Origin of the sequence: Roseateles sp. (assembly GCF_019237615.1) — a bacterium.
GTDB lineage: Bacteria > Pseudomonadota > Gammaproteobacteria > Burkholderiales > Burkholderiaceae_C > Pelomonas.
The window spans coordinates 1-21,403 of the sequence record NZ_JAFAGT010000097.1 but is presented as its reverse complement, the minus strand read 5'-3'; the positions used below and the strand labels follow the sequence as shown (position 1 = coordinate 21,403).

Genomic DNA, 21,403 nt, shown 5'->3' with positions numbered 1-21,403 from the left:
GCGGCCGGGGCCGCCCCGCCCGCGTCAGAAGAAGCCCAGCGCGTTCGGCGAGTAGCTGACCAGCAGGTTCTTGGTCTGCTGGTAGTGGTCCAGCATGGCCTTGTGGGTCTCGCGGCCGATGCCGGATTCCTTGTAGCCGCCGAAGGCCGCGTGCGCCGGGTAGGCGTGGTAGCAGTTGGTCCACACTCGGCCGGCCTGGATGCCGCGGCCCAGGCGGTAGGCGCGGCTGCCGTCGCGGCTCCACACGCCGGCGCCCAGGCCGTAGGGTGTGTCGTTGGCGATGGCCAGCGCCTCGGCCTCGTCCTTGAAGGTGGTCACGGCCAGCACCGGGCCGAAGATCTCCTCGCGGAAGATGCGCATGTTGTTGTGGCCCTGGAACAGCGTCGGCTGGATGTAGTAGCCGCCGGCCAGGTCGCCGCCCAGCTGCGCGCGCTCGCCGCCGATCAGCACCTTGGCGCCCTCCTCCTTGCCCAGCGCAAGATAGGTCTGGATCTTGTCCATCTGCATGGCTGAGGCCTGGGCGCCCATCATGGTGTCGGTGTCCAGCGGGTTGCCCTGCTTGATGGCCGCAACGCGCTTGAGCGCGCGCTCCATGAAACGGTCATAGATGCTCTCCTGGATCAACGCGCGGCTGGGGCAGGTGCAGACCTCGCCCTGGTTGAACGCGAACAGCACCAGGCCCTCGATGGCCTTGTCGAGGAAGGCGTCGTCGGCCGCCATCACGTCCTCGAAGAAGAGGTTGGGGCTCTTGCCGCCCAGCTCCAGCGTGGCCGGGATCAGGTTGGTCGCGGCAGCCTGCGCAATGACGCGGCCGGTGGCCGTGGAGCCGGTGAATGCGATCTTGGCAATGCGCTTGCTGCTGGCCAGCGGCATGCCGGCCTCGCGGCCGAAGCCGTTGACGATGTTCAGCACGCCCGGCGGCAGCAGGTCGGCGATCAGCTCGGTCAGCACCAGCAGGCTGATGGGCGTGCTCTCGGCCGGCTTGAGCACCACGCAGTTGCCGGCGCCCAGGGCCGGGGCCAGCTTCCACGCGGCCATCAGGATGGGGAAGTTCCACGGAATGATCTGGCCGACGACGCCCAGCGGCTCGTGGAAATGGTAGGCAATGGTGTTGTGGTCGATCTCGCTGAGCGCGCCTTCCTGTGCGCGCACGCAACCGGCGAAGTAGCGGAAATGGTCGGCCGCCAGGGGGATGTCGGCATTCAGCGTCTCGCGGATGGGCTTGCCGTTGTCCACGGTCTCGGCATAGGCGAGCAGCTCCAGGTTGGCCTCGATGCGGTCGGCGATCTTCAGCAGCAGGTTGGCGCGCTCGGCCGGCGGCGTGGCGGCCCACTTCGCCGCGGCCGCGTGGGCGGCGTCCAGCGCCTTGTCGATGTCGGCGGCCGTGGAGCGTGCGGCCTGGGTGTAGACCTTGCCGTTGATGGGCGACACCACATCGAAGTACTGGCCGTCGACGGGCGGCTGGAACTTGCCGCCGATGAAGTTGTCGTAGCGGGGCTTGTAGGCGATCTTGGCGCCTGGGGTGCCGGGGGCGGCGTAGACGGTCATGGCTGTCTCCTGTGCGGATGGGTTGGGGCTCGCTGGACAACGCAGAACCCGTGCCAGCGCCGCCGGGCCCGGCTGCAAGGCCCGCGCTTACGGGAAAGCACGGGCCGACTGTTGCAGCCTGGAGCAGCCCGGCCGCCCTGCCACAGCCCGCCGGGCCGCCCGGCGCCGCGGAGTGCTCCATCCCGCGGCGATTTCGACTGGCATGGAGCTTGCGCCGCTGCCGCTCATCCGCGCCGCCTCTGCACGGCCGCGGAGCCCCATCAACACCGGAGACAGAACCATGCAACTCAAACCCCTCGCCGCCCTGTTGTCCCTGGCCCTGCTGGCCGCCGGCAGCGCGCCGGCCGCCGTGACCGAACAGATGATCCAGGCCTCGGCCAAGTCCGGCCAGGAGGTCCTGTCCTGGGGCCTGGGCACCGAGGGCCAGCGCCACTCGCCGCTCAAGCAGGTCAACACCGGCAACGCCGCCCGGCTGGTGCCGGCCTGGGCTTTCTCCTTCGGCGGAGAGAAGCAGCGCGGCCAGGAGTCGCAGCCGGTCATCCACAACGGCAAGATGTTCGTGACCGCGTCGTACTCGCGCATCTTCGCGCTCGACGCCGCCACCGGCGCCAAGCTCTGGAAGTACGAGCACCGCCTGCCCGAGGGCATCATGCCCTGCTGCGACGTCGTCAACCGCGGCGCGGCGCTGTACGACAACCTCGTCATCTTCGCGACGCTGGACGCACAACTGGTGGCCCTGGACCAGAACACAGGCGATGTGGTCTGGAAGGAGAAGATCGACGACTACGCGGCCGGCTACTCGGCCACGGCCGCGCCCATCATCGCGGGCGGCCTGCTGCTGACGGGCGTGTCCGGCGGCGAGTTCGGCGTGGTGGGTCGCGTCGAGGCGCGCGACCCCAAGACCGGCAAGATGGTCTGGATGCGCCCCACGGTGGAAGGCCACATGGGCTACATCTGGGACAAGAACGGCAAGAAGACCGAGAACGGTGTCTCCGGCACGCTGGGCAAGAGCTGGCCGGGCGACCTGTGGAAGACCGGCGGCGCTGCCACCTGGCTGGGCGGCAGCTACGACGCCAGGACCGGCCTGGCCTACTTCGGCACCGGCAACCCCGCGCCCTGGAACAGCCACCTGCGCCAGGGCGACAACCTGTTCTCCTGCGCCACCGTCGCCATCGACGTGAAGACCGGCCAGATCAAGTGGCACTACCAGGGCACGCCCAACGACGGCTGGGACTTCGACGGCGTCAACGAGTTCATCACCTTCGACATGGACGGCAAGCGCATGGGCGCCAAAGCCGATCGCAACGGCTACTTCTACGTGCTGGACGCGAACAACGGCCAGCTTGCCAACGCCTTCCCCTTCGTCAAGAAGATCACCTGGGCCTCCGGCATAGACCTGAAGACCGGCCGGCCCAACTTTGTGCCCGAGAACCGCCCCGGCGACCCCACCGCCGGCGCCGACGGCAAGAAGGGCAACTCGGTGTTCTCCGCACCCTCCTTCCTGGGCGGCAAGAACCAGATGCCCATGGCCTACAGCCCCGACACCAAGCTGTTCTACGTGCCCGCCAACGAATGGGGGATGGAGATCTGGAACGAGCCCATCGCCTACAAGAAAGGCGCGGCGTATCTCGGCGCCGGCTTCACGATCAAGACGCTGAACGAGGACTACATCGGCGCGCTGCGCGCCATCGATCCCAAGACCGGCAAGATCGTCTGGGAGGTGAAGAACGGCGCACCGCTGTGGGGCGGCGTGCTGACCACCGCCGGCAACCTCGTGTTCTGGGGCACGCCCGAGGGCTGGCTCAAGGCCGCGGACGCCAAGACCGGCAAGGTCGTCTGGCAGTTCCAGACCGGCTCGGGCGTCGTCGCGCCCCCGGTGTCATGGATGCAGAACGGCGAGCAGTACATCGGCGTGGTCTCCGGCTGGGGTGGCGCCGTGCCGCTGTGGGGCGGCGACGTGGCCAAGAAGGTGAACTACCTGGAGCAGGGCGGCATGGTCTGGGTCTTCAAGCTCGCCAAGTAAGCCGGTCCCTCCCGCTGCTGTGAAGGCGCCGGCCCGCGCAGGCCGGCCGGCGCCGCGTTTTATTCCGAGGTTCCCATGCATCCCACCCGCCGCATCTTCATGCTCCAGGCGACCACCGCCTGCCTGGCCTGCCCGACGCTGGTCCAGGCCACCCCCGTCGACGAATCCAGCGAGACCGCCGTCGCACTGGGCTACAAGCACGACACCACCAAGGTCGACGCCGCCAAGTTCCCCAGGCACCAGGCCGACCAGCACTGCGCCAACTGCCAGTTCTGGCAGGCCAAGCCCACCGACCCATGGAGCGGCTGCGCGATGTTCGGCCGCAAGGCCCAGGTCGCCAAGAACGGCTGGTGCGTGGCCTGGGCCAAGATCCCTGGCTGACCCGGGCGCCGCCGCTCAGGCGGTGCCGATCAGACCACGGCGCAGCGCCAGGTGCGCCATCGCGGCGGTGCTGGCCAGGCCCAGCTTGTCGCGAATCTGCGTCTGCAGGTTGGACACGGTCTTGGGGCTGAGGTGCAGCGTGCCGGCGCAGTCCGCCGGCGTGCGCCCTTCGGCCAGCAGGCGGAAGACCTCGAACTCCCGATCGCTCAATGCGTCCAGCCCGTCCGGGTCGCGCGGCGCGGCCTGCAGCCAATGCGCCGGCAGCCCGGCGCACAGGTGGCGCCGGCCCGCCATCACGCGGGCCACGGCGTCCAGCAGTTCCTGCGGCGCACTGCTCTTGCTGACATAGCCGCGCGCGCCCATCGCGAGCGCACGCCTCACCATGGCCTCGCCCTCGTGCATGCTGAACACCAGCACGCGCGCGCCGGCGTCGCGCTCCAGCAGATGGCGCAGCAGCTCCAGGCCGCCGCGCCCGGGCAGACCCAGGTCCGTGATGGTCAGCTCGGGCTGGTGATCGCGGTGCAGATCCAGCGCCTCGTCCACCGAGCCGGCCTGCGCGACGACGCGCCAGGCGCCGCCCAACTCCAGCAGGCGCTGGTAGCCGGCGCGCACGACCGGGTGGTCGTCCACCAGCAGCAGCCGCGTCACGCGGGGCCTCCGTTCAGCGGCAGCCACAGCTCGACGCGCGTGCCCTGGCCCGGCACGCTGTGCACGCTCAGCTCGCCGCCCAGCACCACCGCGCGCTCGCGCGCGCCCAGCAGGCCAAGGCCGCCGGTCACCGTGTCGGCATCGAAGCCCAGGCCGTCGTCCCGCACGCTCAGGCGCACACCGCCGGGCGCCGCGTCCAGCCGCATGTCCACCGCCGTCGCGTGGGCATGGCGCAGCACGTTGGACAGCGCCTCCTGTGCGACGCGGTAGAGGGCCATGTCCACATCCTCGCCGAAGCTGCCATGCTCGTCCGCATCGGTGGCGAAACGGCAGCTTGGCCAGGGGCGCTGGGCGCAAAGGGTGCGCAGCGCGGCGCACAGGCCCAGCGCGTCGAGGTCGGCCGGGCGCAGCCGGCGCAGCAGGCGCTGCACGCCGACCTGCAGGCTGTGCGCGCTGGCGGCGGCGCGGCGCGCGGCGTCCTGGGCCTGGACCAGCTCGGCACAGCGCTCGGCCACGGCGGCTTCGAGCCGGATCGCCGCGCAATGCTGGGCCAGCTCGTCATGCAACTCGCGCGCGAGCGCCTGGCGTTCGCGCTCCTGCACATTGAGGAGCTGGCGTGCCAGCTCGCGGTTGTGCCGCAGCAGCCGGGCGACCTCGCGGTGGCGGCGCCAGGCCTGCCATGCCAGGCCCAGCGCCATCACCGTGATCGCCAGCGGCAACTCGTCAACCTGCCAATGCTCGTAGTGCTCCAGCAGGCCGCTGAGACCCTCGCGCCACTGCCAGGCGCTGCCCAGCGCATAGGCGGCGAGCGTAGCCGCGCCCACCCACAACAGGTCGCCGCGCACGGAGGCCTTCACTGCCAGGCCTCCAACTCCAGCGTGCGCGAGCCGCCCACCAGCATGGGCGAGCTGGACGGCTCGCTGCGCTCCAGCTTCACGAGGCCCACGCCGCGGCAGTACCACTCCAGCGTCGCCAGCGGCTGGTCGCGGAAGCCGCTGATGGGATCGACGAAGACCCGCACGCTGGCACTGCCGCGCACGCGCAGACATGGCGAGAACCTGCCCGCCGCCACCTGCACCTCGTCGTTCACCGCCTCGATCTGGTAGGTCATGGGGATGGCGGGGTGGCTGTGCTTGATCTCCCGCGGGTACTCGTGGGTGCGCATCAGCAGATAGGCCGTCGTCGGCGCCTGCCATTGCGTGCCCACCACGAAGGGCGCCTTCAGCACGTAACGGCCCGGCGCATCGGCGACCGGGTCCACCTGCATGTCGCTCTTGCTGGCGACACGGTAGACGCCGGTGTCGTCAGCGCGCAGCCAGTAGCTCGCGCCGCTGTCGCTGCGGCGCTGCCAGGCTGGCTTGTCGTCCAGCACCAGCGTGTCCGAGCCCAGCGTGCTCAGCGTCAGGCGCTCGCGCTCCGAGGTGTCGGCGCCGTTGCGCGTGGTGACCACATAGGTCCATCGATGCCCGGCCTCCAGCGGAAACCAGGCTTCGTTGCCGGCACCCGGCGAGCGGCCGCAGCCGCACAGCAGCATCGGCACCATCAGGACGGACAGGAGGCAGAGGCGCATGCTCACTTCTCCGGCAGTTGCGGCAGCGGCATGTCGCGCAGCTTGACCTGCTGCTCGTCGCTGCCCGGGCGCAGCCAGGCCAAGCCCTTGCGCGGCTTGGCCTCGGCGGTGCCAAGCTGGCTGATGCCGTTGCGGACCTTCTTCAGCCCCTCGTTGAGCAGGCCGTGCAGGTCCTTGCTGTAGGGCAGCTGGTGGGCGCGCGGCTGGGCCGCGGGCTTGCCGTCCTCCACCGCGTTGACCCACACGTAGAGCGCGCCGTCGCGCTTGGGTCCGGGCTCCTCGATGACGGCGGCCAGCAGCACGAAGCGCTCGGGCAGCGGGTCGCCGCTGGGCCAGCCCCACAGCGTGTGGATGGCCACCTCGGCGTAAAAGTAGAAGCCGCTCACCGCCACCACCAGCAGGCCGCGCAGCCAGGCGGGCCAGCGTGACTGCAGCAGGGCCAGGGTGCAAAGCAGCAGCAGTGCGGCGAAGCTCAGGATGATGGGCAGGGTCATGGTCTTTGCATCAAGCTCTTGGGCAGGGTGTTGACGTTGGTGACACTGCCGTCCGGCAGCAGCGTGAAGCGCACGGCCGTGACCTCGTCGCCCTGGCGGGCGAGCTTGACCGTGCCGTGGAAGACGACGTCCGCGCGCGGATTGACCTTGATGACCGTCACGGTCACAGGCACCGGCTGGCCGTCGTGGGACTGGTAGTACTGGGCGTTGACGACATGCTCGCCCGGCACGATGCCGCGTATGGTCACCACCTCCTGGCGGAACGGGCTCTGGATGCGCTGGCCGTTGATGATGGTGGACGCGTTGCCCTCGCCGCGGTCGTCGCGGTCCAGGTACATCAGCCCGGCCTCGCGCTGGCGGAACCAGACCAGGTTGCCGCCCGGGTCCTGCACCCAGGTGTCGATATCGTTGGGGCTGTTGTCGGGCCAGGCGACGTTGATCAGGTACTCGGCCTTGGACGGCACGTCGCCGGCCTTCAGCGCGCGCGGATTCATCGCCAGCAAGGCGACGATGAAGCAGAACACGAAGCCGATCAGCAGGTTGAACAGCATGTCGTAGAAGGGGTCGACCTCGGCCTCGCGCGAGGCCCGGCGCGGGCGGCGTGTCACGCGGCGTCCCCGGGCAGCGCGGCGCGCTGGATGTCGGCGACGAGGACATCCGCGAAGCGGTCCAGCCGTGTCAGCTGCAGGCCCAGCAGGATGTTGCCCACCAGGCCCACCATGGTCGTCAGCAGCGCCACGCCCAGGCCCGCGGTCAGGCTGCGCAACAGCTCCTGCGACTGCGCCGGGTCGAAGCTCTGCATCCTGCCTATGGTCAACGCCAGCATGGAGAAGCCGATGACCTTGCCCAGCAGGCCCAGCTTCAACTGGATGCCGTTGACCCACCAGGCCGTGCCGTGCGGGCCATGGCTGTGCTCCAGCAGCAGGTCGGCGGCGGTACCGGCGTCATGCCGCAGCGCGGCCATGTAGTCGCTGGCCCAGCTGGGTTGATCGGCACGCGGCGCGGCCAGCAGCGACCGCTGGCGCTGCAGCTCGCGCGAGCGCTGGCCGCACCACAGCGTGGCGCACAGGAAGACCGCGATGATGACCAGCGTCAGCCCCGTGGGGTCGGCGCCCAGCAGCAGAGCCCAGACGCCCTTGAGGCCCAGCAGCCAGGTGCAGAAGGCCAGCCCCCCGCACAGGGTCAGCCATTGCAGCCACAGCGGCTCGGGCGGACGGGCGGGTGATGCGGAGCGGGTGAAGAAGGGCAGCGCGTTCAAAGTTCGATCTCCATGCCGTCGTGGGCCACCTCGATGCCCTGCTCTTGCAGCTCGCGGCGCTGGGGGCCGCGGCGGTCGAGGATGGGGTTGCTGTGGTGGATGTGGGTGAGGACCTTTCGCGGCGCGCCGCTGGCGAGCAGCACGTCCATCATTCCGGGCTGCTCGCCGTGGCGGCGCTGCGGCAGGTGGCCCTTGTCGCTGGCGCTTACGGCGCCCAGGCCGGCGTCGCGCAGGCCCAGCTCGGTCCAGAACGTCCCGTCGACGACGATGCAGTCGGCCTCGCGCATGCAGGCCAGCTCGGCCTCGCCGACACCGGCCAGCGCGGGCGACAGGAACAGGCGCCGGCCACTGCGCAGGTCCTGCACCTGCAGTGCGATGCATTCACCTGCGGCGTCGCTGCGCAGCCGCGCGTGCCGCGGCGCCTGCGCCGGCACGGCCACGGCGGCGAAGCTCAGCGCCGGCAAACCCGGGATCTCGAAGGCCGCGCTGCGCGTGTCGCCGGCGATGGGCAGCATGCGCCAGCGCACGCGGCAGTAGCTTTCCAGCACGTTCAGCAGCGGCAACTCGGACGTCAGGTCCTCGAACACCAGCGGTGTCGCATAGACCTCCAGCTCACGGCTCTCGCGCAGGCTCAGCAGGCCCGCGACATGGTGCAGCCGCGAGTCCAGCAGCACGACGGCGCGGATGGGCTGCTCGCCGGCCTGGCCGGGCTGCAGCGCCGGCGTGGCGCCGATCTGCTGCGGCAGGTCGGGCGAGGCGTTGACGAGCAGCCAGCCATCACCGGGCCGGCCGTCCTGCGAGATGGCGATGGAGCTCTGCGTACGCGCGCTCGCGTCGAGTTCGCCGCGCCGCCAGGCGCTGCATTGCCGGCAACAGCAGTTCCACAGCGGGAAGCCGCCGCCCGCGCCGGAGCCGAGCACGCGCAGCTTCATGGGTGGCACCACAGGGAAGAACGGGACATGGGAGCAGGGAGTCAGGTCTATGCCCGACCCGTGCAAGACCCGTGCCTTGCGCAATACCGCCGTCAATCGGGGGTTTTGCTCCAGATCGGCACAGGGTGAAGCCCCCATCCCCTGGGGAAAGTCCCGGGCCTGTGTTGAGGCCCGGGAACAACGGTCAACAGGGACCTCCGGGTCCCGGGGGCGTCACTCAGCCGCGGGGCTGTTCCAGCGCAGCTTGCGGTAGATGGTGTTGCGGCTGATGCCCAGCTGCTTGGAGGCCAGCGAGATGTTGCCGCCCACCGCGTCCAGCGTGGCGCGGATCATGTCGATCTCGGCCTGCTCCAGCGTGCGCGCCATCGCGGGCTCGGCCGTCGCGAAGACGGGCTGCGGCGCCGGCAGCACCGTGGGCGCCTCGCAGGCGGACCAGACCGGTGCGGGCGCGGGCAGCGGCATCACGCCGCCCACCGCGCGCTGGATGTCGTCCAGAAAGTCGTCGGACAGGTGCGCCGTCGTCACCAGGCGCTCGCCGGCCGACATGACGGCCGCCGTGCGCAGCACGTTGGCGAGCTGGCGGATATTGCCCGGCCACTGGTAGCGGCTGAACATGGCCAGCACCTGCGGGCTCAACTCGGGCGTGTCCTGCGGGCGCTCGGCCTGCAGGATGCGACGCACGATGGCCTCCAGGTCGCTGCGCTCGCGCAGCGCCGGCAGGCGCAGCGCCAGACCGTTGAGGCGGTAGTAGAGGTCCTCGCGGAAGGTTTGCGCGGCAATCATCTCGCGCAGGTTGCGATGGGTGGCGCCGATGACGGCGATGTCCACCGCGATGGACTTGGTGCTGCCAAGAGGCGTCACGCTGCGCTCCTGCAGCGCACGCAAGAGGCGAGCCTGCAGGGCCAGCGGCATGTCGCCGATCTCGTCGAGGAAGAGCGTGCCGCCATTGGCCTGCACCAGCCGCCCCGGCGCGCCTTTGCGCCGCGCGCCGGTGAAGGCACCTTCCTCGTAGCCGAAGAGCTCGGCCTCGATGAGGCTCTCGGGGATGGAGGCGCAGTTCACCGCCACGAAGGGCTGGCGGGCGCGGCTGGAGTCATGGTGCACGGCGCGCGCCAGCAGCTCCTTGCCGGTGCCGGTCTCGCCGAGGATGAGCAGCGGGATGCCGCGGTCCAGCACGCGGCGCACCTTCTGGATGACGGTCTCCAGCTGCGCGTCGCCGGTGCGCAGGTATTGCAGGCCGGAGAAGCGCTGGGACGCGTCGGCACCCACGGCGGAGGCTGGGGGCTCGATGACGGTCGCGGGTTCACGCGCCTGCGCCACATCCACGTCGGCCCGGTGCAGGCCCGCCACCACCGGCCGCGACGGCCAGTCGAAGCGCGCGCTGACGAACAGGCTCTGGCCGGTCGGCAGGCTGAGCTGCATGGGTGGCGACAGCGGCATGCGGAAATGGTCGTAGATGGCCGCGGGCGTCGTGCCCAGCAGGCTGGAGAGGCTGCGCGAGCGCAGCTCGGCGCCGCTCATGCCGAGCTGGTCCAGCGCGGCGCGGTTGGCGCCCAGCAGCCGGCCCTCGGGCGAGACGACGAGGATGCCCTCCAGCAGCGTGCCGATGAACTCGGGCCGGCTGTGGAAATGCAGGCGCAGGCGGCTGTTGTAGTCGTCCGAGAGCCAGTGGTTCTCGATCATGCGCGCCGACATGCGCACCAGGCCCATGGTGTGCTGGTGGTAGCCGCGGTGGTCGCCGGTCACGTCCAGCACGCCCAGCATGTTGCCGCGCGGGTCGAAGATGGGCGAGGCCGAACAGGTCAGGAAGTTGTTGGCGTGCATGAAATGCTCGCCGCCATGGACCAGCGTGGCCGTCTCCTCGAACAGCGCCGTGCCGATGGCGTTGGTGCCCTTGGAATGCTCGGCCCAGTTCTCGCCCGGTGCCAGCGCCACGCGGTGGGCGCGCGCCAGGAAGCCATCGTCGCCCACGGCGTGCAGGATGGTGCCCTGGGCGTCGGTCAGCACGATCATGCTTTCGGTGTTGACGATCTGCTCGTAGAGCAGCTGCATCACCGGCGCGGCATGCGTGTACAGGCGCTGATTGCGCTCCCGCGCGACGTTGAGGTCGCTGCGGATCAGCGGGGCCAGCCCGCAGTCGCTGCGCTTCAGCCCGAGCGCCTCGCTGCGCTGGTGGCTGCGCTCGATGAAGGCCTGCCGCGGCGGCGCAAGCGGCGCCGAACCGGCCGGCGCTGGGTTTTCTATGGGCATAGAGGCGTCCTTGGCCTGCCTCCACAGGCTTGTCTCCGTGATGCGCGATCGCTGCCGCGCTCATCTGACGGGCATCCTGTCCCAAAGCGATTCGCCTGTCCATCGACGCCCACGCGGCCGTGGCCTGGCCACTGTGCCAAGTTGGAGCAATCGGGTGCTGGCATGTGGCTTGCAGCAGGCCCGGCGAGCCCCCACTGGCCATTCAGACCTCGACAACGATGGAGACCGCCCCCATGAAACTCAAACACCCCCTCGTCATCGGCGGCATGCTGTGTCTGGCCGCCGCCGCGGCCGCCATGCAGGCCTGGGCCCACGGCGACGTCACGCCGCAGGCCGTGGACACCACCAGCCTGCCCCAGCTGGGCGAAGGCTGGCGCCCCGAGAACCCCTACCGCGGCAACGACGCCGCCATCAAGATCGGCTCCTCGGCCTACAACCAGAACTGCGCCCGCTGCCATGGCCTGGAGGCCATCTCCGGCGGCATCGCACCCGACCTGCGCAAGCTGGACAACGACTGCGCCACGCTGAAGGACGAGGCCAGGAAGGCCGCCTGCGTGAAGGAGAACGACGACTACTTCCTGAACACCGTGCGCCACGGCCGCAGCCGCAACGGCGCCGTCTACATGCCGCCCTTCGAGGGCGTGTTCACGCAGGAGGCGATCTGGGCCGTCAAGTCCTACCTCGAAGCGCACCGGGAGAAGCCGCTGTGAGGCGCCGGAACCTGCTGGCCTGGGCAGCGGCCGGGGCGCTGCCCGGCACTCAGGCGTCCGCCACCACGCTGGCCCAGGTGCGCGAGCGCGGCCGCCTCATCGTGGGCCTGTACGAAGACATGCCGCCCTTCCACGTCAAGGGCCGGGGCATAGACGTCGAGCTGGGCCATGCGCTGGCCGAGACGCTGGGCGTGAAGTTCGCGCCGCTGCCATTCCAGGCCGACGAGAACATGGCCGACGACCTGCGCAACATGGTCTGGAAGGGGCACTACCTGGGCCACGGCCCCGCCGATGTGCTGCTGCATGTGCCGGTGGACCGCCCGCTGATCGAGGCCACGCCGCAGGCTCGCATCTTCGGCCCCTACTACCGCGAGCGAGTGATGCTGGCACGCCGCGTCGACGAGCTGCCGGTGCTGGACAGCCTGGCCCAGCTCGGCACGCACCGTGTCGCCGTGCCCGGCCAGACGCTGGCAGGCTGGCTGCTGATAGGCGCGGACGGCGGCGCCTACCGCGAACAGCTGCTGACGCAGTGGAAGGACGGCTGCGAGGCCGCCCGCGCGCTGCAGCGCGGCGAAGTGGCCGCGGCGGCCGGCCTGGCATCGGAGCTGGAGACGGTGCTGGCCGGCGACGCGGCCTACCGCATCGAGCCGCTGCCGTCGCCACGCGCACCGCGCGATGGCTGGGCCGCCGGAATGGCGGTGAAGCGCGACGCGGCCGACCTCGCCGAGGCGCTGCAGGCCGCGCTGAACGGCCTGGCACAGTCCGGCCGCCTGGGCGAGATCTTTGCCAAGTACAAGGTGGCCTGGCGTCCGGCCTGAGCCGCCCCACGCATCTGGAGACCTTCATGACCGCAAGATTCGCGCGCCGGGCGCGAAGCACGGCCCTCGCGCTGGCCGCGGGCGCCACCGCCGCGCATGCCGAGACCACTGTTCTGGAGCCCGTCGTCGTCACGGCGACGCGTACCGAGACCGCCCCCTTGGCCCTGCCCGCCTCCGTCGACCGCATCGATGGCGATTCACTGCGCGCCGGCCGCGCCCAGGTCAACCTCTCCGAGGGCCTGGGCGGCGTGCCGGGCCTGCTGGCGCGCGACCGCCAGAACTACGCGCAAGATGTGCAGATCTCCGTGCGCGGCTTCGGCGCCCGCGCCAGCTTCGGCATCCGCGGCGTGCGCGTCTACGTGGACGACATCCCCGCCACGCTGCCCGACGGTCAGGGCCAGATCACCAACGTCGAGATCGGCAGCCTGGGTCGCGTCGAGGTGTTGCGCGGGCCGTTCTCAGCGCTGTATGGCAACTCGTCGGGCGGCGTCATCAGCATCTATTCCGAGGCCCCCACCGGCCCACCGAAGCTGGACGCCAGCGTGGCCTTCGGCAGCGACGGCCTGCGCCGCCTTGCCGCCTCCAGCAGCGGCAAGCTGGGCGGCTTCGCCTACACGCTGGGCGCCAGCCGCTTCGAGACCGACGGCTACCGCCAGCACAGCACGGCCGACCGTCGACTGGGCAATGCGCGGCTGAGCTGGAAGCTTGGCAGCGACACCCAGCTGACGCTCATCGCCAACAGCGTGGAACTGCCCGAGGCCCAGGACCCGCTGGGCCTGACCCGCGCGCAATGGCAGACCGACCCGCGCGGCGTCGACCCGTCGGCGCTGAGCTTCGACACCCGCAAGACCATGCAGCAGGCCCAGGGCGGCCTGGTGCTGGAACATGGCATGGACGCTTCCAACACGCTGCGCGTGATGGTCTATCAGGGCCACCGCACGACGACGCAGTTCCAGGCCATCCCGGTCGCGACGCAGGCCAGCCCGCTGCATCCCGGCGGCGTCATAGACCTGGCGCGCGACTACGAGGGCGCCGACATCCGCTGGCGCTGGAAGAGCGCCACGTCGAGCGTCGTCGCCGGCATCGCGGCCGACGAGTTGCGCGAGCACCGGCTCGGCTACCAGAACTTCATCGGCACCCAGCTCGGCGTGCAAGGTGCCCTGCGCCGCGACGAGACCAACCGCGTCGGCAACGCCGACCCCTATCTGCAGGCGCAGTGGCAGCCCACGCCGGCCTGGCTGCTCAGCGCCGGCCTGCGCCGCAGCAAGGTGGACTTCCGCTCCACCGACGCCTACATCACCAAGACCAACCCCGACGACAGCGGCAGCGCCAGCTACTCGGCCACGCTGCCGGTGCTGGGCGTCAGCTACGCGCTGGACGAGCACCTGCGTGTCTACGCCACCGCCGGCCGCGGCTTCGAGACGCCCACGCTGAACGAGCTGGCCTATCGCGCCAGTGGCGCCACGGGGCTGAACTTCGCGCTGCAGGCATCGCTGAGTCGCAGCGTCGAGATGGGCCTCAAGGCCAGGCCATGGAACGGCGCCGAGCTCACGTTGGCGCTGTTCCAGACCGGCACCGCGCACGAGATCGTCACGCAGACCAACGTGGGCGGCCGCGCCACCTACCAGAACGCCGGCGCGACGCGCCGCCGCGGCCTGGAGGCCGGTGGCCAATGGCAGCTCGCGCCAACGCTGCACGCACAACTCGCCGCCACCTGGCTGGATGCGCGCTATCGCGACGGCTTCCTGACCTGCACCGCCACGCCGTGCGCCACAGCCAACCAGCAAGTGGCCGCCAACAACCGCATCCCCGGCATTGCACGCACGGCAGCCTACGGCGCGCTGACCTGGCAGCCCGCCGGCGGCTGGCGGCTGGGGGTCGAAGGCCGCGCGCTCGGCAGGGTGTACGTCAATGACCTGAACAGCGACGCCGCACCCGGCTACGCGACGCTTGCGGCCCATGCCGGCTACCAGCTCGGCCTCGGCCCCTGGGACGTCGGCGCACTGCTGCGCGTGGACAACCTGGCCAACCGCCGCTACGCCGGCTCCGTCATCGTCAACGACGGCAACGGCCGCTTCTTCGAACCCGCGCCGGGCCGCGGCTGGCTGGCCGGCGTCAACGCCAGCTACCGCTTCTGAGGATCATCACCATGCACCGACTGCTGCCCTCGCTCACCCTGCTCGCCGCCGCCATCGCCTCGGCCCATGCTGGCCCGCTGGCCTACGTGTCCAACGAGGGCTCTGGCACGCTGAGCGTCATCGACACCGCCACCGACGCGGTGCTCTACGAGCTGCCGGCCGGCGCCAAGCCACGCGGCGCCGTCGTCAGTCCCGACGGCCGCCGTGCCTATGTCAGCGACCAGCCAGGCAACCGGCTCGTCGTCGTCGACCTGGCCGCGCGCCGGCTGGCCGGCGAGATCCCGCTGGGCGAATCGCCGGAGGGACTGGGCCAGTCACCGGACGGGCGCTGGGTCACGGCCGCCGTCGAGGAGGCCAACGAGGTGGTGTTCGTCGACACGCGCACGATGGCCCGCAGCTTCGCCGTCAAGGTGCGCGGCAAGAACCCCGAACACGCGGTCTTCAGCCCCGACGGCCGCTGGGTGCTGGTCAGCGCCGAAGAGGGCGGCGCGGTGGACGTCATCGACGTCGAGAAGCGCAGTCAGGTCGCGCAGATCCCGGTCGGCACGCGGCCGCGCGGCATCGGCTTCTCGCCGGACGGGCGCCGCGCCTTCGTCGCGGCCGAGATGTCCAGCGAGATCTACGTCATCAACACCCGGACTTTCACGGTAGCCCACAAGCTCAAGGCCGGCCCCAAGAGCAACGGCATCAGCGTGCACCCCGACGGCCGGCGCGTCTTCATCTCCAACGGCGGCGACGGGACGGTCTCGGTGCTGGACGTGGAGCGCATGGCGCTCGTCGCCACCATCCCGGTGGGCCAGCGGCCCTGGAACATGGCGCTGACGCCCGACGGCCGCAAGCTCTACGTGGCCTGCGGGCGCTCGGGCGCCGTGTCTGTCATCGACACCGAGTCACAGCAGCGCGTGGCCGACGTGGCGGTGGGCAAGCTGCCCTGGGGGGTGGTGATCCGCTGAAGCGCTGGACGAGTTCCAGGCGCGCTCCACGAGGGGTTTGTTCAGCGCTGCATGTGCTCCAGCCTGGCGCATGACGCGGTAGTTCCTCGGGGGCCGTGGCGGGAAATCTTCCCGGGTTCCCGGCCCCCTCGCTCCGAAGAATCGACCGCACGGATTCTTGGAACGGAGACCCACTCATGAACCCCACGCTCTGCTGCGCCGCGCTGGCCCTGGCCGCATCGCCCGCGGCGCATGCGCAGATCCAGCAGCTGGACCGCGTCGAGGTCGTCGGCCTGTCGCCGGTGCCGGGCGCGGACGTCGCGCGCGACCTCATCCCCGCCCACGTGCAGACCGCGCGCGCGGCCGACCTCGAACGCAGCCAGGCCCTGGACCTGAGCGCCTTCATGAACCGACGCCTGGGCAGCGTCCATGTCAACGAGGTGCAGGGCAACCCCTTGCAGCCGGACCTGAACTTCCGCGGCTACACGGCCTCGCCGCTGCTGGGCACGCAGCAGGGCCTGTCGCTCTACCTGGACGGCGTGCGCCTGAACCAGCCCTTCGGCGACGTGGTCAGCTGGGACCTGATCCCGAAGGCCGCCATCGCGTCGCTGTCGCTCAACCCCGGCTCCAACCCACTGTTCGGCCTCAACACGCTGGGCGGCGCGCTGGCACTGCAGACCAAGGACGGGCTTGTGCATCCGGGCACCTCGCTGCAGCTGCTGGCCGGCTCCCACAGCCGCGGCGCCGTGGAGTTCGAGCACGGCGGCCATGACGACGACGGCCTGCACTGGTACGTCACCGGCAACCGCTTCCACGAGCGCGGCTGGCGCGTCGACTCGGCCTCCGGCGTGAGCCAGCTGTTCGGCAAATTCGGCCGCCGCAGCGGCGATACCGAGTTGAGCCTCAGCGCCGCCGTCGCCGGGACCGACCTGAACGGCAACGGCCTGCAGGAGCAGCGCCTGCTGGAGCGCGACCGCGCCAGCGTCTACACGCGGCCCGACAACACGAAGAACCGTGCCCTGCTGCTCAATCTCGCGATGTCGCAGGAGCTGGACGCGCGCTGGACGCTGAGCGGCAACGCCTACGCGCGCCGCATCGCGACGCGCACCTTCAACGGCGACCTCAACGACGACTCGCTGGACCAGTCCCTCTACCAGCCCAGCGCCGTCGAGCGCGCCGCGCTCGCGTCCGCCGGCTTCAGCGGCTTCCCCACCGCCGGCGAGAGCGCGGCCAACACGCCCTTCCCCAAATGGCGCTGCATCGCCCAGGCGCTGCTGCGCGACGAGCCCGCCGAGAAGTGCAGCGGCGTCATCCGCCAGACCCGCACGCACCAAAGCCAAGGCGGCGTCACCGCGCAGCTGGCCTACAACGGCCCGCTGTTCGGGCTGAAGAGCCAGTCCCTGGTCGGTGCCGCAGCGGACTTCAGCCGCATCCACTTCACCCAGGGCTCGGAGCTGGGCTACCTGAACGCCAACCGCACGATCACCGGCGTTGGTGCCTTCGGCGACGGCGTGACGGGCGGCAACGTGGACGGAACGCCCTACGACACGCGCGTCGACCTGGCGGGCCGCACACGCACGCTCAGCGCCTTTGCCAGCACCGTCCTCACAGTGGCCGGCGGCACCCACGTGACGCTGTCCGGCCGCTACAACCACACCAGCGTGCGCAACCGCGACGCCATCACGCCCGGCGGCGGCCCCGGCTCGCTGGACGGCGACCACCGCTTCAGCCGTCTCAACCCCGCCATCGGCCTGAGCTTCACGCCAATGGCCGGCATCAACGCCTGGGTCGGTGTGAACCAGGGCAGCCGCGCCCCCTCCGCCGTCGAGCTGGGTTGTGCCGACCCGGCCACCCCCTGCAAGCTGCCCAACGCATTCGCCGGCGACCCGCCGCTCAAGCAGGTCGTCACGACCACACTGGAGGCGGGCCTGCGCAGCGCGGCCGGCGCGCCACTGGCCTGGAGCCTGGGCCTGTTTCGCGCCGACAACCGCGATGACCTGCTCTTCGTCGCCGACAACGCGGCCGGCTTCGGCTACTTCAAGAACTTCGGCAAGACGCGCCGCCAGGGCCTGGAGCTAGGCCTGAGCGGCCAGCCTGCCCAGGGCCTGACGGCGGGAGCGAACCTCACCTTGCTCGACGCCACCTACCGCACGGCCGAGGTCGTCAATGGTTCGTCCAGCAGCGCCAACGACGCGGCTCGGGCCGGGCTGCCTGGCGTGGACGGCAACATCGCCATCGCCGTCGGCGACCGCATCCCGCTGCTGCCTCGCCGCATGCTCAAGCTCTATGCGGACCTGGACCTGGGCACCGCCTGGTCGCTGGGCGCCGACGCCATCGCCATGGATGGCTCGATGGCGCGCGGCAACGAGAACGGCCAGCACCGGCCCGACGGCATCTACTACCTGGGCCCCGGCCGCAGCGCCGGCTACGCGGTACTCAACGTCAACGCGGCCTGGCGGCCGGCGAAGGGGCTGAAGCTGTTCGCGCAGGTCAGCAACCTGCTGGACCGCGCCTACAGCACCGCCGCCCAGCTGGGCCCCACGGGCTTCGACGCCGCCGGCAACTTCCAGAGCCGGCCCTTCCCGGCCAACGCCAACGGCGACCGGCCGCTGCGTCATGCGACGTTCTACGCGCCGGGCGCGCCGCGCGCCGTCTCGCTGGGCCTGAGGTACGAGTACTAGCCCTAGGGCGCCGCTGCGCGTTGCCACAGGCGCGCTGCGGCTTGGCACAGCGGCCCGGCGGGGCCGCGCAACAGCACGCGTCCGGGCCGACCCGCAACGGCGCGCCAGCGCGGCACGCCCCTGCGCCCCCAACCTGTCCCCATTGCGCCACGCGGCAACGCCCGCGCGCACCCGTCGCTCCAGGCCGGCACTGGCACAGCCCTTGCGCAAGGCGCTGCGGCCCCATCAACACCACTGGAGACGACATGAACACCACCCACACCGCCATCGCCCTTGCCACCGCGCTCGCCGCCGGCACGGCCCACGCCGCCGACTTCAAGGCCGGCGAATGGGACATCGCCCTCGGCGGCATCGTCAACGCCTACTACACCCACACCAGCTGCTCCGGCTCGCAGGCCGTCGACGGCGTCGCTCTCGCCAGCAAGGGCCTGGGCTGCGGCGGCACCGACGGCCGCACCGTCATCGGCAACGGCCTGCTGCCCAACGCACTGACGACGATGGCCAAGACGCGCCAGGAGGGCTTGGACATCAGCGCCACGCTGATGATCGGCGCGGCCGTCGCCAGCGGCGACGCCATCTCCAACAACAGCAACGTGGATGTGCGCCAGGGCTTCATGACCTTCGGCAACGCCGACATAGGCAGCGTCAAGCTGGGCCGCGACTACGGCCTGTTCGGCTCATCCGCCATCCTTGGCGACATGACGCTGCTGGGCGCCGGCGCGCCCGTCAGCGCCACGCAGCGCAACCGCGTCACGCTGGGTCACATCGGCTCCGGCTACACCTATCTGGGCACCTACGGCCAGGTAGCCTACACGCTGCCAGTCAGTGGCAACTTCTCGGCCACCGTTGCGCTGATGAGCCCGGTGGACGCCGGCAGCAGCCATATCGGTCGCAACGAGCCGCAGTTGCAGGCGCTGGCCACCGCCAGGTTCGGCGGCGGCAAGGCCTGGCTGGGCGTCAAGCACCAGAAGTTCGAGGGTGTGGGCGGCGCGGCCGGCTTCACGATGAACGGCGCCGAAGTCGGCGCCAGCGTCACGCTGGGCGCACTGGGCCTGGCGGCCAATATCCAGTCCGGCAAGGGTCTGGGCGTGCTGACCGACGGCGACAGCGGCAACCGCAAGCAGACCAACCTGCTGCTGCAGGCCACCTGGCAGGCCACGGCCAAGACCAAGCTGGGCCTGAACTGGGGCGAGAGCCGGCTGAAGGACGGCACGGCCAGCGACCTGCGCGGCAACAGCAACGTGACGGCGGGGCTGTACTACGGGCTGACGAAGAGCGTCACGCTCGTCACGGAGCTGAGCCGCACGATGTCCAGGCCCGTGGTTGGGAATGAGGCGCGGATGAATGGGGTCGCGCTGGGAGGGATCGTGTTCTTCTGACGTTCGGTGATTGGCTGGATCAGATAGGCTTGATCCAGCTGCAGTAGGGCGGTGCAAGGGGCTGCTATCGACCCAGTGCTGCCGACCGCGCCCGTGTTCCGACGGGCGGCCATGTGACCTATCGCGGCCATTCAGGAAGTCCGACGCCATCGTGCCAACCTTTCAAACCTTCACCATCAGGCCGGGCCACCTTGCTGGCAGATGAGTGGTGAACTTGGTTGGGCGGCTCTATTGCGGTGTCTTCAGAAGATCTGGGTGAACTGTCTCGAGGTGTTTGCGCAGCCGCTTTCGCAATGCCTTCGCTTGTGCAATGCATTCAGCCGATGCGGCAGGTGTGATGGGCTGGCCGGTGTAGTCGTTGGCGTTGCGCTGACGGCGTAGCGCGTCCAGCACCACCCACACGTCGTTTTCGGCGCCCAGCGTGAGCGGGAGCGACTGGATCATTGTCTGGTGGTGGCCCGGTTCAGTGGAGGAGGGGCGGAATCCAGCCGCCAACATGCCAACCAGTGCGCACTGCATGACGGCCTTGTAGGCCGCATCAAAACGAGTCTCGTCGCTGATGGTGGACACCGCCGCGTCGGCCAGATTGCGGTCGATAGCGGCCAGCAGGCGCTGCACTTCATCCGCTGTTGCGGCATGTTGCTTAAGCCGCCCGATTCGCAGCAAGTTTTGCAAAGTCATCCTTGTCTCCCATCAGCCAAAGCTTGGGGCCCTGGACCACGCTGCGCGCGAAGCCGTCGCCGGCCGCGAGAGCTTGCATGAACCCGCGCGCGGTCATCACGGTCGGGTTCACCTCGCGCCGCAAAATCGGCTGGGCATCGGCCAGCGCCCGCGCCAGGTCTGCAAACCCAGCGGAACCAAGGACCATCAAGTCGACATCGCTGCCCGGACGCTCCTTCCCAGCTGCGACCGATCCATACACGAAGGCGAATGTCACCTTGTCGAGCAGCGGCGCGAGCCTGTCGCGAAGCACGTCGGCGATGCCGGCGGTCTTGCGCAGAATGCCGGCCAATTCCTCGAATACAGGGCTGTCAGGGTTGGCGCGGTAGTGCACTTGACGCCCAACTTCCTGGCGAAGCAACAGACCCAGGCCGGAAAGCAGGCGCAACTCCCGGTGCAAGGAGCCAGGGGAGGCGCCGGTCAGCCGGGCCAGCTCACGCACATGCAACGAGTCCTGTGGATGCAGCAGTAGCGCACCCAGCACAGCAGAACGGGTTTGACCGAGCAGATGATGCGCCAACGAAGTCATGCAGCAAATTATGCTGCACTTGAAGCAAGTTTGAGAACGATTGGCCCGATGGGCGTGATAGCCTAGACCGTCACCCAAAGGCGTGGGACCGCTTCCAAGGCGTTGCGGCCGTCGAGCCCGCAGCATCGAACGGCGGCATCTGGCCGACTGCGGATGCTTTTGGACTGCTGGCCTATTGCAGAAACTCTCCGCGTGGCAGGCGCGCGGCCCCGGCATCGAAGGTTACGAAGCGCGAGCGGCCAAGATGTGTCGCTCGGGCGGCGAGGAGGCAGTCGGCGAAGTCCGCGGACGGAAACTGGTCGAGCAGGTAAAGCGCCTCTTCCACCGTGGCGTCATGCTCGAACTCGATGCCGGGCGTCTCCAGCATCGAGATGAAGGCAGTGACCATCGCC

Annotated in this window: 19 protein-coding genes and 1 pseudogene; 8 read left to right on the top strand and 12 right to left on the bottom strand. The window is 70.1% G+C overall.

Annotated features, from left to right (window positions below; all coding sequences use genetic code 11):
* Positions 1-24 precede the first annotated feature (24 nt).
* On the bottom strand, positions 25-1,548 hold the full coding sequence (gene exaC / locus JOY88_RS20895) for an acetaldehyde dehydrogenase ExaC (protein ID WP_293504578.1): 1,524 nt from the start codon (positions 1,546-1,548) through the stop codon (positions 25-27).
* Between the two features lie 280 nt (positions 1,549-1,828).
* On the opposite strand from exaC, the gene JOY88_RS20890 reads away from it, so the two are divergent.
* Positions 1,829-3,571 carry a PQQ-dependent methanol/ethanol family dehydrogenase gene (locus JOY88_RS20890; protein ID WP_293504577.1) on the top strand — a complete coding sequence of 581 codons (1,743 nt, stop codon included), beginning with the start codon at positions 1,829-1,831 and terminating at the stop codon, positions 3,569-3,571.
* A 75-nt stretch (positions 3,572-3,646) separates the two neighbouring features.
* On the top strand, positions 3,647-3,952 hold the full coding sequence (locus tag JOY88_RS20885; protein WP_293504576.1) for a high-potential iron-sulfur protein: 306 nt from the start codon (positions 3,647-3,649) through the stop codon (positions 3,950-3,952).
* A gap of 15 nt (positions 3,953-3,967) precedes the next feature.
* Here JOY88_RS20885 and JOY88_RS20880 read toward each other — a convergent pair whose 3' ends face one another.
* From JOY88_RS20880 to JOY88_RS20845, 8 genes are all read right to left on the bottom strand, one after another.
* Positions 3,968-4,600, bottom strand: coding sequence for a response regulator (locus JOY88_RS20880; RefSeq protein ID WP_293504575.1), 633 nt, complete (start codon positions 4,598-4,600; stop codon positions 3,968-3,970).
* Complete coding sequence (locus tag JOY88_RS20875) at positions 4,597-5,457, bottom strand: sensor histidine kinase (RefSeq protein WP_293504574.1); 861 nt, start codon at positions 5,455-5,457, stop codon at positions 4,597-4,599. Before JOY88_RS20875 ends, JOY88_RS20880 begins: the two co-directional genes overlap by 4 nt.
* Positions 5,454-6,170: a hypothetical protein gene (locus JOY88_RS20870; protein ID WP_293504573.1), complete on the bottom strand. Its 717-nt coding sequence runs from the start codon at positions 6,168-6,170 to the stop codon at positions 5,454-5,456. Before JOY88_RS20870 ends, JOY88_RS20875 begins: the two co-directional genes overlap by 4 nt.
* Before the next feature lie 2 nt (positions 6,171-6,172).
* On the bottom strand, positions 6,173-6,664 hold the full coding sequence (locus tag JOY88_RS20865) for a hypothetical protein (protein ID WP_293504572.1): 492 nt from the start codon (positions 6,662-6,664) through the stop codon (positions 6,173-6,175).
* On the bottom strand, positions 6,661-7,272 hold the full coding sequence (locus tag JOY88_RS20860) for a hypothetical protein (RefSeq protein WP_293504571.1): 612 nt from the start codon (positions 7,270-7,272) through the stop codon (positions 6,661-6,663). Before JOY88_RS20860 ends, JOY88_RS20865 begins: the two co-directional genes overlap by 4 nt.
* Positions 7,269-7,922 carry a hypothetical protein gene (locus JOY88_RS20855; RefSeq protein WP_293504570.1) on the bottom strand — a complete coding sequence of 218 codons (654 nt, stop codon included), beginning with the start codon at positions 7,920-7,922 and terminating at the stop codon, positions 7,269-7,271. Before JOY88_RS20855 ends, JOY88_RS20860 begins: the two co-directional genes overlap by 4 nt.
* Positions 7,919-8,854, bottom strand: coding sequence for a pyrroloquinoline quinone biosynthesis protein PqqB (gene pqqB / locus JOY88_RS20850; RefSeq protein ID WP_293504569.1), 936 nt, complete (start codon positions 8,852-8,854; stop codon positions 7,919-7,921). The genes JOY88_RS20855 and pqqB overlap by 4 nt, the downstream gene beginning before the upstream one ends.
* A gap of 213 nt (positions 8,855-9,067) precedes the next feature.
* On the bottom strand, positions 9,068-11,104 hold the full coding sequence (locus JOY88_RS20845) for a sigma-54-dependent Fis family transcriptional regulator (protein WP_293504568.1): 2,037 nt from the start codon (positions 11,102-11,104) through the stop codon (positions 9,068-9,070).
* Between the two features lie 266 nt (positions 11,105-11,370).
* On the opposite strand from JOY88_RS20845, the gene pedF reads away from it, so the two are divergent.
* The 6 genes from pedF to JOY88_RS20815 all read left to right on the top strand — a co-directional run bounded on the left by pedF (position 11,371) and on the right by JOY88_RS20815 (position 19,762).
* Complete coding sequence (gene pedF / locus JOY88_RS20840) at positions 11,371-11,814, top strand: cytochrome c-550 PedF (RefSeq protein WP_293504601.1); 444 nt, start codon at positions 11,371-11,373, stop codon at positions 11,812-11,814.
* A complete protein-coding gene (locus tag JOY88_RS20835) occupies positions 11,811-12,632 on the top strand; it encodes a substrate-binding periplasmic protein (RefSeq protein ID WP_293504567.1) in 822 nt (273 codons plus the stop codon). Before pedF ends, JOY88_RS20835 begins: the two co-directional genes overlap by 4 nt.
* A 26-nt stretch (positions 12,633-12,658) precedes the next feature.
* Entirely contained in the window at positions 12,659-14,770 is a 2,112-nt protein-coding gene (locus JOY88_RS20830; RefSeq protein ID WP_293504566.1) for a TonB-dependent receptor family protein, read from the top strand.
* Between the two features lie 11 nt (positions 14,771-14,781).
* Positions 14,782-15,723: a beta-propeller fold lactonase family protein gene (locus JOY88_RS20825; RefSeq protein ID WP_293504565.1), complete on the top strand. Its 942-nt coding sequence runs from the start codon at positions 14,782-14,784 to the stop codon at positions 15,721-15,723.
* Between the two features lie 176 nt (positions 15,724-15,899).
* Positions 15,900-18,383 carry a TonB-dependent receptor gene (locus tag JOY88_RS20820; RefSeq protein WP_293504564.1) on the top strand — a complete coding sequence of 828 codons (2,484 nt, stop codon included), beginning with the start codon at positions 15,900-15,902 and terminating at the stop codon, positions 18,381-18,383.
* 245 nt (positions 18,384-18,628) lie between these two features.
* The gene (locus JOY88_RS20815; RefSeq protein ID WP_293504563.1) at positions 18,629-19,762 is read left to right on the top strand and encodes a porin; all 1,134 of its coding nucleotides are present in this window, start codon (positions 18,629-18,631) and stop codon (positions 19,760-19,762) included.
* Between the two features lie 228 nt (positions 19,763-19,990).
* Here JOY88_RS20815 and JOY88_RS20810 read toward each other — a convergent pair whose 3' ends face one another.
* The 3 genes and pseudogenes from JOY88_RS20810 to JOY88_RS20800 all read right to left on the bottom strand — a co-directional run.
* Positions 19,991-20,443 carry a DNA-binding protein gene (locus tag JOY88_RS20810; protein ID WP_293504562.1) on the bottom strand — a complete coding sequence of 151 codons (453 nt, stop codon included), beginning with the start codon at positions 20,441-20,443 and terminating at the stop codon, positions 19,991-19,993.
* Complete coding sequence (locus JOY88_RS20805; protein WP_293504561.1) at positions 20,406-21,011, bottom strand: nucleotidyltransferase domain-containing protein; 606 nt, start codon at positions 21,009-21,011, stop codon at positions 20,406-20,408. The genes JOY88_RS20810 and JOY88_RS20805 overlap by 38 nt, the downstream gene beginning before the upstream one ends.
* A gap of 172 nt (positions 21,012-21,183) precedes the next feature.
* Positions 21,184-21,403 (bottom strand): annotated as a pseudogene (locus JOY88_RS20800) (PIN domain-containing protein); the annotation flags it as partial.

What these genes read in the sequence shown, in the direction of transcription:
- JOY88_RS20885 (WP_293504576.1), top strand. Translation starts at nt 3,647, where the DNA reads ATGCATCCCACCCGCCGCATCTTCATGCTCCAGGCGACCACCGCCTGC.
- JOY88_RS20890 (WP_293504577.1), top strand. Translation starts at nt 1,829, where the DNA reads ATGCAACTCAAACCCCTCGCCGCCCTGTTGTCCCTGGCCCTGCTGGCC.
- exaC (WP_293504578.1), bottom strand. Translation starts at nt 1,548, where the DNA reads ATGACCGTCTACGCCGCCCCCGGCACCCCAGGCGCCAAGATCGCCTAC.
- JOY88_RS20870 (WP_293504573.1), bottom strand. Translation starts at nt 6,170, where the DNA reads ATGCGCCTCTGCCTCCTGTCCGTCCTGATGGTGCCGATGCTGCTGTGC.
- JOY88_RS20810 (WP_293504562.1), bottom strand. Translation starts at nt 20,443, where the DNA reads ATGACTTTGCAAAACTTGCTGCGAATCGGGCGGCTTAAGCAACATGCC.
- pedF (WP_293504601.1), top strand. Translation starts at nt 11,371, where the DNA reads ATGCTGTGTCTGGCCGCCGCCGCGGCCGCCATGCAGGCCTGGGCCCAC.
- JOY88_RS20825 (WP_293504565.1), top strand. Translation starts at nt 14,782, where the DNA reads ATGCACCGACTGCTGCCCTCGCTCACCCTGCTCGCCGCCGCCATCGCC.
- JOY88_RS20865 (WP_293504572.1), bottom strand. Translation starts at nt 6,664, where the DNA reads ATGACCCTGCCCATCATCCTGAGCTTCGCCGCACTGCTGCTGCTTTGC.
- JOY88_RS20805 (WP_293504561.1), bottom strand. Translation starts at nt 21,011, where the DNA reads ATGACTTCGTTGGCGCATCATCTGCTCGGTCAAACCCGTTCTGCTGTG.
- JOY88_RS20845 (WP_293504568.1), bottom strand. Translation starts at nt 11,104, where the DNA reads ATGCCCATAGAAAACCCAGCGCCGGCCGGTTCGGCGCCGCTTGCGCCG.
- JOY88_RS20830 (WP_293504566.1), top strand. Translation starts at nt 12,659, where the DNA reads ATGACCGCAAGATTCGCGCGCCGGGCGCGAAGCACGGCCCTCGCGCTG.
- JOY88_RS20815 (WP_293504563.1), top strand. Translation starts at nt 18,629, where the DNA reads ATGAACACCACCCACACCGCCATCGCCCTTGCCACCGCGCTCGCCGCC.
- pqqB (WP_293504569.1), bottom strand. Translation starts at nt 8,854, where the DNA reads ATGAAGCTGCGCGTGCTCGGCTCCGGCGCGGGCGGCGGCTTCCCGCTG.
- JOY88_RS20820 (WP_293504564.1), top strand. Translation starts at nt 15,900, where the DNA reads ATGAACCCCACGCTCTGCTGCGCCGCGCTGGCCCTGGCCGCATCGCCC.